The organism is Streptomyces sp. ISL-12 (assembly GCF_018614415.1).
Taxonomy (GTDB): Bacteria; Actinomycetota; Actinomycetes; order Streptomycetales; family Streptomycetaceae; genus Streptomyces.
Window position 1 is genome coordinate 87,325 of record NZ_JAGGOO010000078.1, and the last position, 12,596, is coordinate 99,920.

Here is a 12,596-nt window from a genome sequence, read left to right on the forward strand (position 1 = left end):
CGGCCTGTGCGGACTGGTCGGGCTGGTCGGGCCGACCGGGCGGCCGGTGACGGACAATGTCCGGCGTGAGTGACGTGAGACATGTGCTGGTGCTGCCCGACCGCGACGCGGCGGAGGAGGTGGCCGAGGCGTTGGGGGAGCGGTTCGGCGTCACCGAGGAGCCGCGGCTCGTCCGGGACGCGCTGGCCGGGGAGGACGACGCCGAGGACGCCCAGTGGCTCGTCGTCCTGCGGGACGAGGAGCGGCGGCTGGACGCCGGGGAGCTGGACGAGTTCGCCACGGAGTGGGACGGCTGGCGCGAGGAGCCTTAGCCTCCCCGGCCCCTGGCCCCTGGCCCCTGGCCCCTGGCCCCTGGCCCCTCGCCTCGGCCCCTGGCGTTTGGTCCCGGCCCCCCGGCTTCTGGTCCCGGCCCCCGGCTTCTGGCCTCGGCCCCCCGCTTCTGGCCTCGGCCCCCGGCCCCTGGCGTTTGGTCCCGGCCCCCGGCTCCTGGCGTCGGTCCCGGCCCTCGGCCTCGTCCCCGACCCCCGGCCCCCGGCCCCCGGCCCCTGGCGTCGTCCCCGACCCCTGGCGTCGGTCCCGGCCCGAAGTCCGCTGTCAGTGCCGCGTGCGATGCTTGTCGCGATGGCCAGGAAGACTGCGAATGACGATCCTCTCGCCCCGGTGACCCTTGCCGTGGGCCAGGAGGACCTCCTGCTCGACCGTGCCGTGCGGGAGGTGGTGGCCGCCGCGAGGGCCGCCGACGCCGACACGGACGTACGCGACCTCACCCCGGACCAGTTGCAGCCCGGCACACTCGCCGAGCTGACCAGTCCGTCGCTCTTCGCCGAGCGCAAAGTCGTGGTCGTACGCAACGCGCAGGACCTGTCCGCCGACACGGTCAAGGACGTCAAGGCCTACCTCGGCGCACCCGCCGAGGAGATCACCCTGGTCCTGCTGCACGCGGGCGGCGCCAAGGGCAAGGGGCTGCTGGACGCGGCGCGCAAGGCGGGGGCGCGGGAGGTGGCGTGCCCGAAGATGACCAAGCCGGCGGACCGGCTGGCCTTCGTGCGCGGTGAGTTCCGTACCACCGGGCGGTCGGCCACGCCCGAGGCGTGCCAGGCGCTGGTGGACGCGATCGGCAGCGACCTGCGGGAGCTGGCGTCGGCGGTGTCCCAGCTGGTCGCGGACGTCGAGGGGACCATCGACGAGGCGGTCGTCGGGCGGTACTACACCGGGCGGGCCGAGGCATCCAGCTTCACGGTCGCCGACCGGGCGGTCGAGGGCCGCACCGCGGAGGCGCTGGAGGCGCTGCGGTGGTCCCTGGCGACGGGGGTGGCGCCGGTGCTGATCACGAGCGCGCTGGCGCAGGGAGTGCGGGCGATCGGCAAGCTGTCCTCCGCGCGCGGGGGACGTCCCGCCGATCTCGCCCGGGAGCTGGGCATGCCGCCGTGGAAGATCGACCGGGTGCGGCAGCAGATGCGCGGCTGGACGCCGGACGGCGTGGCCGTCGCGTTGCGGGCGGTGGCCGAGGCGGACGCGGGGGTCAAGGGCGGGGGAGACGATCCCGGGTACGCGCTGGAGAAGGCGGTCGTCACGATCGCGCGGGCGGCGCGGTCGCGGGGACGGTAGGCACGAGCCCGGGTGGGTTCAGGTTCCGGGCGCGAGTACTCCTTGGTGCCGGCCCCGTGGTCGCCCCCTCCGCCCCTGCCCTCCCCGCCCCTGGGGGCTGCGCCCCCAGACCCCCATCGGCCTGAACGGCCTCGTCCTCGAACGCCGGACGGGCCAAAGAAGACCCGTCCCGCCGGACAGGTCCGCAGCACCACCGGTCGGCCCCTGGACACACCAAAGCCCCGCCCAAAAAGGCGGGGCCTCGGGTCACGCTTCAGGTGAGCCCACACCCGCGTGGCGAACGCAGGCCGCGTGCGGGCTCGGGGTGCCGGTCGGGAGCGGATGAGAGAGGGCCCGCTCGGGGTCCTTCCGGCGGTCAGACAGACCAGATGAGGGTTCAGCCCTTGATGGCGGCGACCTTCTGCGCCAGCGCCGACTTCTTGTTGGCGGCCTGGTTCTTGTGGATGACGCCCTTGGAGACGGCCTTGTCGAGCTGACGCGCGGCGACGCGCTGGTACTCGGTGGCCTTCTCGACGTCACCCGCGGCAGCGGCCTCGCGGGCCTTGCGGATCGCGGTCTTCAGGGAGGACTTGACGGCCTTGTTGCGCAGCCGCGCCTTCTCGTTGGTCTTGATCCGCTTGATCTGGGACTTGATGTTCGCCACGAATGAGCCTCTACAGGTTCAGGCACGGGGCCCACGGGTCCCGTACCGGTGATTTTCCAGAAGTCGTGCCTCACGCTGAGAGGGCAAGAGACACAGCCCCCCACACTACCAGCGGCCCGTCGAGGCGCCCAAACCCGCCGTCGACCGGTCCGCGACCGCCCCTCCCAGACCGCCCCCCGGTCCCCGCCCGTGGGACGATGGAAGCTACGTATCGATCCGACCCGAGACCGCAGACACTGCGGACGCCTCAAGAATCAGGACCCTGCGTGCCCGCGATCCCTAGCCATGTGCCCGAGCCGAGCCGTACCGACCCGGCTCTGATCCGCAACTTCTGCATCATCGCGCACATCGACCACGGCAAGTCCACGCTCGCCGACCGGATGCTCCAGCTGACCGGTGTGGTCGAGCAACGGCAGATGCGCGCCCAGTACCTCGACCGCATGGACATCGAGCGCGAGCGCGGCATCACGATCAAGTCTCAGGCGGTGCGTCTGCCGTGGGCTCCCACCCATGACAAGAACGACACGCACATCCTCAACATGATCGACACCCCGGGGCACGTCGACTTCACCTACGAGGTCTCGCGGTCGCTCGCCGCGTGCGAGGGGACCATCCTCCTGGTCGACGCCGCCCAGGGCATCGAGGCCCAGACCCTCGCCAACCTGTACCTGGCGATGGAGAACGACCTCACGATCATCCCCGTACTGAACAAGATCGACCTGCCGGCCGCGCAGCCCGAGAAGTTCGCCGAGGAGCTCGCCAACCTGGTCGGCTGCGACCCCGACGACGTGCTGAAGGTCTCCGCCAAGACCGGTCTCGGCGTGGAGGCGCTGCTGGACCGGGTCGTCGCCGACGTCCCGGCCCCGGTCGGCGTCGCCGACGCCCCCGCCCGCGCGATGATCTTCGACTCGGTCTACGACTCCTACCGCGGTGTCGTGACCTACGTCCGTGTCATCGACGGCCAGCTCAACAAGCGCGAGCGCATCAAGATGATGTCGACCGGCGCCACCCACGAGCTGCTGGAGATCGGGACCAACTCGCCGGAGATGCTCCCCGCCGACGGCCTCGGCGTCGGCGAGGTGGGCTACCTCATCACCGGTGTGAAGGACGTCCGCCAGTCCAAGGTCGGCGACACCGTCACCAGCCAGCAGAAGGGCGCCACGGAGGCGCTCGGCGGCTACAAGGACCCGAAGCCGATGGTCTTCTCGGGGCTGTACCCCCTGGACGGGTCGGACTACCCCGAACTGCGCGAGGCCCTCGACAAGCTCCAGCTCAACGACGCCGCCCTCGTCTACGAGCCGGAGACCTCCGCCGCCCTCGGCTTCGGCTTCCGCGTCGGCTTCCTCGGCCTGCTGCACCTGGACGTGATCCGGGAGCGGCTGGAGCGCGAGTTCGGCCTCGACCTGATCGCCACCGCGCCCAACGTGGTCTACCGGGTGGTGATGGAGGACGGCAGCGAGCACACCGTCACCAACCCGAGCGAGTTCCCCGAAGGCAAGATCACCGAGGTGTACGAGCCGGTCGTGCGCGCCACGATCCTGGCGCCGACCGAGTTCATCGGCTCGATCATGGAGCTGTGCCAGACCCGGCGCGGCACCCTGCTCGGCATGGACTACCTCTCCGAGGACCGCGTCGAGATCCGCTACACCCTGCCCCTCGCGGAGATCGTCTTCGACTTCTTCGACCAGCTGAAGTCGAAGACCCGCGGCTACGCCTCGCTGGACTACGAGCCCACCGGCGAGCAGACCTCCAGCCTCGTCAAGGTCGACATCCTGCTGCACGGCGACAAGGTGGACGCCTTCTCGGCGATCACCCACAGGGACCAGGCGTACGCCTACGGTGTGCGGCTCGTCGCCAAGCTCAAGGAGCTGATCCCCCGGCAGGCCTTCGAGGTGCCGGTGCAGGCCGCCATCGGCTCCCGGGTCATCGCCCGCGAGACCATCCGAGCCATCCGCAAGGACGTCCTCGCCAAGTGCTACGGCGGTGACATCTCCCGCAAGCGGAAGCTGCTGGAGAAGCAGAAGGAAGGCAAGAAGCGGATGAAGATGGTGGGGTCCGTGGAGGTCCCGCAGGAGGCCTTCATCGCCGTCCTCTCCAGCGATGACAACGCGGGATCGGGCAAGGGCAAGAAGTAACCCCGGCATCGGACGCAAGGGGCCCGTCGCACGGAAGTGCGACGGGCCCCTGTCCGTCCCCGTGACCGCTGTCCGGAGGAAACAGCGGGGAAGTGGCAGGGCGTGGGCCCTTACATACCGGCCGGTCGGGCCTTACTCTGATCCCCTGCTCGATAGTTACTCGCGAGTTAAACAAGAGAGCCAAGAGAGCCAAGAGAGCCGGCAGAGCCAGCCGCAACAGAGCCAGCCGCACCGTCGCGGGCCCGGAGGATGTCGTGAGCGACACACAGACCCTGATCGAGAACCGTCCGCCGTCCGTGGCGGGCCTCTTCCTGGAGCGCGTGGCGGCCACGCCGGACGCCGAGGCCTACCGCTATCCCGTACCGCCGGCCTCGGGCGAGGGACCGGACGACTGGAGGTCGCTGACCTGGGCGCAGGCCGCCGAGCGGGTCCACGCCGTCGCGGCCGGTCTGATCGAGCTGGGGATCGAGCCCGAGCAGCGGGTGGCGCTGGCGTCGTCGACCCGGATCGAGTGGATCCTCGCCGACCTCGGCATCATGTGCGCGGGCGCGGCGACGACCACCGTCTACCCGCAGACCAACGCCGACGAATCGGCCTACATCGTCTCCGACTCCGGGAGCCGGGTGCTGATCGCGGAGGACGCCGCCCAGCTCGCCAAGGTGAAGGAGAAGCGCGGCGAACTGCCCGACCTGACCCATGTCGTGGTGATCGACCCGGCCGGTGCCGACACCGGCGAGGACTGGGTCCTCACCCTCGACGAGCTGGAGCGCCGGGGCGCGGCCCGGCTGGAGAAGGACCCGGACCTGATCGAGAACCGGGTCGGCGCGCTCACCAAGGACCAGCTCGCCACCCTCATCTACACCTCCGGCACCACCGGCCGCCCCAAGGGCGTGCGGCTCCCGCACGACTGCTGGTCGTACATGGCGAAGGCGACCACCGCCACCGGGCTGATCAGCGCGGACGACGTGCAGTACCTGTGGCTGCCGCTCGCGCACGTCTTCGGCAAGGTGCTGACCTCCGGACAGATCGAGGCCGGCCACGTCACCGCCGTCGACGGCCGCGTCGACAAGATCATCGAGAATCTGCCGGTCGTGCGGCCGACGTACATGGCGGCCGTCCCGCGCATCTTCGAGAAGGTCTACAACGGGGTCGCGGCGAAGGCGAAGGCCGGCGGCGCCGCCAAGTACAAGATCTTCCAGTGGGCCGCCGAGGTCGCCCGCGAGTACGCCAAGGTCACCCAGGACAACTTCCGCCGCACCGGCACCGCGAGCGCCCCCTTCGGCCTGTCCGCCAAGCACAAGGCCGCCGACGCCCTCGTCTACGCCAAGATCCGCGAGGCGTTCGGCGGCAACCTGCGCGCCTGCGTCTCCGGCTCCGCCGCCCTCGCCCCCGACATCGGCTACTTCTTCTCCGGCGCCGGCATCCACATCCTGGAGGGCTACGGCCTCACCGAGTCCTCCGCCGCCTCCTTCGTCAACCCCGGCGAGGCGTACCGCACCGGTACGGTCGGCAAGCCGCTGCCCGGCACCGAGGTGCGCATCGCCGACGACGGGGAGATCCTGCTGCGCGGCCCCGGCATCATGCAGGGCTACCACAAGCTGCCCGAGAAGACCGCCGAGGTCCTGGAACCGGACGGCTGGTTCCACACCGGCGACATCGGCGAGCTGTCGCCCGACGGCTATCTGCGCATCACCGACCGCAAGAAGGACCTGATCAAGACGTCCGGGGGCAAGTACATCGCGCCCGCCGAGGTCGAGGGCCGGTTCAAGGCGGTGTGCCCGTACGTCTCCAACATCCTGGTGCACGGCGCCGACCGGAACTTCTGCACCGCCCTCATCGCCCTCGACGAGGCCGCGATCATGGCGTGGGCGCAGGAGAACGGGCTGGCCGGGAAGACGTACGCCGAGGTCGTCGCGGCCCCGGCGACGATCGGGATGGTCCAGGGGTACGTGGACCAGCTCAACGCCGGGCTCCAGCGCTGGCAGACGGTCAAGAAGTTCCGGCTGCTGCCCCGCGACCTCGACATCGAGCACGGCGAGGTCACCCCGAGCCTGAAGGTGAAGCGGCCGGTGGTGGAGCGGGCGTACAAGCACCTGATCGACGAGATGTACGCGGGGGCGCGCGAGGCGTAGTCCCGGCGCGCGGGGCACGGGCTGACACCGAGGCGCCTGCCCCGCGCCGTCCGTCACGGCATACGCCTCCCGCGTTCCTCGCCGCGCACGATCAAGTGCCGCAGCTCCCGCAGCTGCCGGCGCAGTTCCGGTACGTCCGGTGGCGCGTCAGCGTCCAGGTGGGCCTCCAGCGCGGCCAGCCGGGCCTCGATCGCCTCCTGTCCGGCCCGCTCGCCCGCCCGCAGCCGCTCCAGCTGGCGGTTCTTGCGGTGCAGGTCGAGGAAGACGCTGACCTTCGCGCGCAGCACCCAGGGGTCGAAGGGCTTGGTGACATAGTCGGCGGCCCCGGTGGCGTAGCCCCGGAACGCGTAGCCGGAGGCGTCCTCCGTGCCGGTCAGGAAGATGATCGGGACGTCCTTGGTCCGGTCGAGCCGCTTGATGGTGGCGGCCGTCTCGAAACCGTCCATGCCGGGCATCCGCACGTCCAGCAGGATCAGGGCGAACCGGCGGCTCAGCAGCGCCTGGATCGCCTCCTCGCCGGAACGGGCCCGGACCAGGGGCTCGTCGAGGGGCCCCAGGACGGCCTCCAGCGCGATCAGGTTGTCCTCCAGGTCGTCGACCAGGAGGATCGCGGCGCGCTCGGCTGTCGTCGGCTCGGCGGTCATGGCGACGGGACCTCACTGGGTTCCGTGACGCGGAACCGGTCGTCAGCCGGTCCCTCGGGCCCTTCGGGGCGCACAGATGTAGCACGGTTCTCACTCATCGCGGCCCACTTCGGTGACTCGACGCTTATGGGCGGGGCCAGTCTGTCACTCTGTCGCCATCGACTGCGGCGTATTCGTACGAACTGCCCGGGGAGCTGTCCATGGGGGCCATTCCGACGCAACGGGAGACCGTCTCCCTTGCCACCGGGGCGTCCGCGCACCCGTCGGAGACATCCGCGCAGGTGCGTGCCGAACTGCCCGGCACCTCTCTCGCGCCGGGCGCGGCCCGCGCGCTGGTCCGGGTGGCGCTCGCCGACTGGACGGAGCAGGCCCTGCCCGGCACCGAGTACCTGACCGACCGGCACGCCGACGACGCGCTGCTGGTCGTCAGCGAACTGGTCACCAACGCCGTCGTCCACGCCGGTACCGACGTCGGGGTGGCCTTCCGGCTGGAGCCGACGGGCACGCTCGTCGTCGAGGTCTCCGACCGCCACCCCGCGCGCGCTCCCCGCAGCACCGACGCCGAGTCCTCGACCGAGACGCCCGAGTACGGCCGCGGTCTGCGGCTCGTCGCCACGGTCTCCGACGCCTGGGGGATCACGTACCGCACGGGCGTCAAGACCGTCTGGGCCGGCCTTCCGCCGGACCGTGACGCGGTCGCCCTCACCGCCGCCGAGGGCATCGAGGCGTACGCCGGGGAACGGGGCCCGGGGCTCCACGCCGTGGACGGGGACCGGGCACCGCGGGGCCCGTGGGACTCGGTGGAACAGTGGGTCCGGCGGGGAACGGGTGGCACGACCACGCCGACGGGGCCTCAAGTCACAGGGGAGGCGAGCGGGACAGGAGCGAGACCAGAAACCGACGGTACCGGAGAGAACGGAGCGAACCCCGGGACCGTGGCCCCGGACAGCGGCGGGCAGCGGGACGTCCGCGACCGGCAGTGGCTGGGCCGCGGCGCGCTGTCCTTCCTCGCCGAGGCGTCCGACCTGCTGGCCGGGCAGCTCGACGAGGACCGGATCGCCTCCCTCGCCGCACAGCTCGTGGTGCCCCGGCTCGCCGACTGGTGCGCGGTCTGGCTGGAGGACGAGTCCCTGGGCCGCGCCGACTGGGGCGACGGCAGCACATCGGTGGGCGTCCGTCTGGCCCGGGTCTGGCACGGCAGCGAGCACCGCATCGAGGAACTGCGCCGGGCCCTGGAGAAGGACCCGCCGCGCCCGCCCGCCCCGTGGCGTTCCGGGCCGGTCACCCACCCCTGGCCGGGCTACGCGCTCGGCCCGCGCGGCGCGTGGGGCGCGGCGCTCGCGTACCGGCTGGTCGCGGGCGGCCGGCCGCTGGGCACGCTGGTCATCGGCCGGGCCGCCGCCGTGCGCTTCCCCGACGAGATCACCGGCCTGGTCGAGGACCTCGGCCGGCGGGTGGCGCTCGCCATCGGCACCGCCCGCCAGTACGCCCGTCAGGCCACCATCAGCGCCGTCCTCCAGCGCGGCCTGCTGCCCGGCGCCGTCGCCGAGATCCCCGGCATGCGCAGTGCCCTCGTCTACGAGCCCCGCGACCAGGGCGGACCCAGCGGCGACTTCTACGACCTCTTCCCGGCCGGCGACGGCCGCTGGTGCTTCGCCGTCGGCGACGTCCAGGGCAAGGGCCCGGAGGCCGCCGTGGTCATCGGCCTGGCCCGGCCCTGGCTGCGGCTGCTGGCCCGCGAGGGCTACGGCGTCGCCGACGTCCTGGACCGCCTCAACCAGCTCCTGCTCGACGACGCCACCGAGGCCGCCGACGCCGCCGCCCGGGCCCTGGTCGTCGTCGGGGGCCGGCCGGTTGCCCCGGGCGACGGTCCGCAGACCCGATTCCTGTCCCTGCTCTACGGCACACTGGTCCCGTTCGACGGCGGGGTGCACTGCACCCTCGCCTCCGCCGGACATCCGCTGCCGCTGCTGCTCACGCCTGACGGCGACGTCCGCACGGTCGCGCGGCCCCAGACGCTGCTGGGGGTCGTGGAGGACGAGACGTACACCAGCGAGACCTTCGACCTGCGGCCCGGCGACAGTCTGCTGTGCGTCACCGACGGCGTCACCGAGCGGCGCAACGGCTCCCGCCAGTTCGACGACGACGAGGGCCTCGCCGTCGCCCTCGCCGGGTGCGCGGGCCTGGACGCGCAGCTGATCGCCGCACGCGTCCGAGGGCTGGTGCACGCGTTCGGCGACGGCCCGCCGGAGGACGACCTGGCCCTGCTGGTGCTCCAGGCCGAGTAGCGGCCGGTAGGCGGGACACGGATGCGGGACACGGATGCGGGACAATGGAGCCCATGCCCTCCGCACTCCCCGACGGCGAGCCCGTCCCCGCCGACGGCGCGCTGCCCGCCTCCGCGCTCGCCGGGGCCGCGAGCCGCCCCCTCGGCTTCTACCTGCACGTCCCGTACTGCGCGACCCGCTGCGGCTACTGCGACTTCAACACCTACACCGCCACCGAGCTGCGCTCCACCGGCGGCGTCCTCGCCTCCCGCGACAATTACGCCGACACCCTCACCGACGAGGTCCGCCTCGCCCGCAAGGTGCTCGGCGACGACCCCCGCGAGGTCCGCACGGTCTTCGTCGGCGGCGGCACGCCCACCCTGCTGGCCGCCGGCGACCTCGTACGGATGCTGGGCGCGATCCGCGACGAGTTCGGCCTCGCGCCCGACGCGGAGATCACGACCGAGGCCAACCCGGAATCCGTCGGCCCGGCGTATCTGGAGACCCTCCGCGAGGGCGGCTTCAACCGGATCTCCTTCGGCATGCAGAGCGCCAGGCAGCACGTCCTGAAGATCCTCGACCGCACCCACACCCCCGGCCGTCCCGAGGCCTGCGTCGCCGAGGCCCGCGCGGCCGGCTTCGACCACGTCAACCTCGATCTGATCTACGGCACCCCCGGCGAGACGGACGACGACTGGCGGGCCTCCCTGGACGCGGCCCTCGGCGCCGGACCCGACCACGTCAGCGCGTACGCGCTCATCGTCGAGGAGGGCACCCGGCTTGCCCGCCGCATCCGCCGGGGCGAGGTCCCGATGACCGACGACGACGTGCACGCCGACCGGTACCTCATCGCCGAGGAGACCCTCGCCGCGGCGGGGTTCGACTGGTACGAGGTGTCCAACTGGGCCACCTCCGAGGCGGGCCGCTGCCTGCACAACGAGCTGTACTGGCGGGGCGCCGACTGGTGGGGCGCGGGACCGGGCGCCCACTCCCACGTGGGCGGCGTGCGCTGGTGGAACGTCAAGCACCCCGGCGCGTACGCGGCGGCGCTGGCGCAGGGCCGCTCCCCGGGCGCCGGGCGCGAACTCCTCACCGACGAGGACCGCCGCGTCGAGCGCATCCTCCTGGAACTCCGCCTGCGCGAGGGCGTCCCGCTCTCCCTCCTCCACGAGGCGGGCCTCGCCGCCTCGCGCCGGGCGCTGTCGGACGGGCTGCTCCAGGCGGGGCCGTACGGGGAGGGGCGCGCGGTGCTGACGCTGCGGGGGCGGCTGCTGGCGGACGGGGTGGTCAGGGATCTGGTGGACTGATCACTCGGGTGGGTGAAGCGCTGCCGAGGGGCGGTGCGGTCCCTGATCCCGGTTCGCCGGTGTCGAACCGGACACCGGCGAGTCCGCCGTCCACGAGAACGTCAGGCCCCACCGCTGCCCGTGACGAAGTCGATCAGCTCCTCCACCCGCCCCAGCAGCTCCGGCTCCAGGTCCTTGTAGGACCGCACCCGCCCCAGGATGTGCTGCCAGGCGGCCCCCGTGTTCTCCGGCCACCCCAGCGCCCGGCACACCCCCGTCTTCCAGTCCTGCCCGCGCGGCACCCGCGGCCACGCCTCGATCCCCAGCGCGGCCGGCTTCACGGCCTCCCAGATGTCGATGTACGGATGGCCGACCACCAGCGCGTGCTCACTGGTCACCGACTCCGCGATCCGCCACTCCTTCGAGCCCGGCACCAGATGGTCCACGAGGACCCCCAGCCGCGCGTCCGGACCCGGTGCGAAACCGTCGACGACCGACGGCAGGTCGTCGACGCCCTCCAGGTACTCGACCACCACGCCCTCGACGCGCAGGTCGTCGCCCCACACCTTCTCGACCAGCTCGGCGTCGTGCCGGCCCTCCACGTAGATGCGCCCGGCGCGGGCCACCCGGGCGCGCGCGCCGGGGACGGCGACCGAACCGGACGCCGTACGGGACGGCCGTACCGGACCCGACGACGGCCGCACCAGCGTCACCACCCGGCCCTCCAGCAGGAACCCGCGCGGCTCCAGCGGGAACACCCGGTGCTTGCCGAAGCGGTCCTCCAGCGTCACCGTGCCCGCCTCGCAGCCGATCACCGCGCCGCAGAACCCGGTGCCGGGCTCCTCCACGACGAGACCGGGATCGGCCGGGACCTCGGGCACCGGCTGCGGCTTCTTCCACGGTGGGGTCAGGTCGGCGGAGTACACACGAGGGCGCGGGCCCGAAGGGCCCTCGTTGGAAGGGCGGTGGTGGGAGACGGGTGGGCGCATTCTGCCGACGATACGAGGAACGCCACGGACGTGATCAGTACGACACGCCGAACCGCGCCGCCAGCGCGTCCCGCTGCGCCCGGACGAACGCCGCGTCCACCACCGCCCCGTGACCGGGCACGTACAGCGCGTCCTCGCCGCCCAGGCCGAGCAGCCGGTCCAGCGAGGCCGGCCACTGCCCGGGAAGCGCGTCGGGCCCCGCCTGCGGCTCCCCCGACTCCTCCACCAGGTCCCCGCAGAAGACGACCGCCGGGCTGCCCGGCACCACGACCGCCAGGTCGTGCGCCGTGTGCCCCGGGCCCACGTCGGCCAGCAGCACCCGCCGGCCGCCGCCCAGGTCGAGGGTCCGCTCGCCGCCCACCTCGTGCCGGACGGACACCAGCGCGTCCACCGCCTCCGCCGCGCGGCGCCGGTCCAGACCGTTGGCCAGCGCGTCCGCCCGCAGCGCCGCCCGCCCCGCGCCGAGGACCGCGTCCACCCCCGCCGCGCCGTACACCTCCGCCCCCGCGAACGCCGCCGCCCCGAAGACGTGGTCGAAGTGGGCGTGGGTCAGCGCGAGATGCGTCACACGCCGGCCGGCCAGCCGCTGCGCCTCGGTGCGCAGCCGCGAGCCCTCGCCGAGGCTGGACCCCGCGTCGACCACCAGCGCCGCGTCCCCGCCGACCACGAGCCCCGCCGTGCAGTCCCACACCGGCAGCCGGCGCCGCCCCACCCCGGCCGCCACCCGCTCCCAGCCCAGCTCTTCCCAAGTCACCGTCATGGCGGCGACGCTAACGGTGCGAGCCCGCCGGGGACGGCAGCACGGGGCGGCCCTTGCCGGGGGTGTACCCCACGGCCGTACACTGGGCCGGGGAAGTCTGGCACTCGCACGCGGTGAGTGCCAGGGCAGAAG

10 protein-coding genes are annotated in these 12,596 nt (G+C 72.7%); 6 read left to right on the top strand and 4 right to left on the bottom strand.

Going from position 1 to position 12,596, the window contains the following annotated elements:
* Positions 1-65: 65 nt before the first annotated feature.
* Together J7I94_RS21910 and holA are read left to right on the top strand one after the other, a co-directional pair.
* Positions 66-311, top strand: a complete 246-nt coding sequence (locus tag J7I94_RS21910) for a hypothetical protein (RefSeq protein ID WP_215169092.1) — start codon at positions 66-68, stop codon at positions 309-311.
* A 310-nt stretch (positions 312-621) separates the two neighbouring features.
* A complete protein-coding gene (gene holA / locus J7I94_RS21915; protein ID WP_215169094.1) occupies positions 622-1,608 on the top strand; it encodes a DNA polymerase III subunit delta in 987 nt (328 codons plus the stop codon).
* 376 nt (positions 1,609-1,984) lie between these two features.
* On the opposite strand, the gene rpsT is transcribed toward holA, so the two are convergent.
* Complete coding sequence (gene rpsT / locus J7I94_RS21920) at positions 1,985-2,251, bottom strand: 30S ribosomal protein S20 (protein WP_215169095.1); 267 nt, start codon at positions 2,249-2,251, stop codon at positions 1,985-1,987.
* Positions 2,252-2,517: 266 nt separating this feature from the next.
* On the opposite strand from rpsT, the gene lepA reads away from it, so the two are divergent.
* Both lepA and J7I94_RS21930 read left to right on the top strand, forming a co-directional pair.
* Entirely contained in the window at positions 2,518-4,386 is a 1,869-nt protein-coding gene (lepA, locus tag J7I94_RS21925; RefSeq protein ID WP_215169103.1) for a translation elongation factor 4, read from the top strand.
* Between the two features lie 254 nt (positions 4,387-4,640).
* Complete coding sequence (locus tag J7I94_RS21930; RefSeq protein WP_215169104.1) at positions 4,641-6,518, top strand: long-chain fatty acid--CoA ligase; 1,878 nt, start codon at positions 4,641-4,643, stop codon at positions 6,516-6,518.
* A 53-nt stretch (positions 6,519-6,571) separates the two neighbouring features.
* Here the strand turns inward: J7I94_RS21930 and J7I94_RS21935 are convergent, their stop codons facing one another.
* Complete coding sequence (locus J7I94_RS21935; RefSeq protein WP_215169105.1) at positions 6,572-7,162, bottom strand: two-component system response regulator; 591 nt, start codon at positions 7,160-7,162, stop codon at positions 6,572-6,574.
* Between the two features lie 200 nt (positions 7,163-7,362).
* Here J7I94_RS21935 and J7I94_RS21940 point away from each other — a divergent pair, with 200 nt between their 5' ends.
* A complete protein-coding gene (locus tag J7I94_RS21940) occupies positions 7,363-9,450 on the top strand; it encodes a SpoIIE family protein phosphatase (RefSeq protein WP_215169106.1) in 2,088 nt (695 codons plus the stop codon).
* A gap of 53 nt (positions 9,451-9,503) precedes the next feature.
* Positions 9,504-10,736 (top strand): radical SAM family heme chaperone HemW, encoded by a 1,233-nt coding sequence (gene hemW, locus J7I94_RS21945; protein ID WP_215169107.1) that lies wholly within the window; start codon positions 9,504-9,506, stop codon positions 10,734-10,736.
* Positions 10,737-10,837: 101 nt separating this feature from the next.
* Here the strand turns inward: hemW and J7I94_RS21950 are convergent, their stop codons facing one another.
* Together J7I94_RS21950 and J7I94_RS21955 are read right to left on the bottom strand one after the other, a co-directional pair.
* The gene (locus tag J7I94_RS21950; protein WP_251075517.1) at positions 10,838-11,704 is read right to left on the bottom strand and encodes a DUF3097 domain-containing protein; all 867 of its coding nucleotides are present in this window, start codon (positions 11,702-11,704) and stop codon (positions 10,838-10,840) included.
* Positions 11,705-11,738: 34 nt separating this feature from the next.
* The gene (locus J7I94_RS21955; RefSeq protein ID WP_215169108.1) at positions 11,739-12,464 is read right to left on the bottom strand and encodes an MBL fold metallo-hydrolase; all 726 of its coding nucleotides are present in this window, start codon (positions 12,462-12,464) and stop codon (positions 11,739-11,741) included.
* Positions 12,465-12,596 lie beyond the last annotated feature (132 nt).

Excerpts from the sequence above, each read along its gene's own strand:
- holA (WP_215169094.1), top strand. The coding sequence starts at position 622 with ATGGCCAGGAAGACTGCGAATGACGATCCTCTCGCCCCGGTGACCCTT.
- J7I94_RS21935 (WP_215169105.1), bottom strand. The coding sequence starts at position 7,162 with ATGACCGCCGAGCCGACGACAGCCGAGCGCGCCGCGATCCTCCTGGTC.
- J7I94_RS21940 (WP_215169106.1), top strand. The coding sequence starts at position 7,363 with ATGGGGGCCATTCCGACGCAACGGGAGACCGTCTCCCTTGCCACCGGG.
- hemW (WP_215169107.1), top strand. The coding sequence starts at position 9,504 with ATGCCCTCCGCACTCCCCGACGGCGAGCCCGTCCCCGCCGACGGCGCG.
- J7I94_RS21950 (WP_251075517.1), bottom strand. The coding sequence starts at position 11,704 with ATGCGCCCACCCGTCTCCCACCACCGCCCTTCCAACGAGGGCCCTTCG.
- J7I94_RS21955 (WP_215169108.1), bottom strand. The coding sequence starts at position 12,464 with ATGACGGTGACTTGGGAAGAGCTGGGCTGGGAGCGGGTGGCGGCCGGG.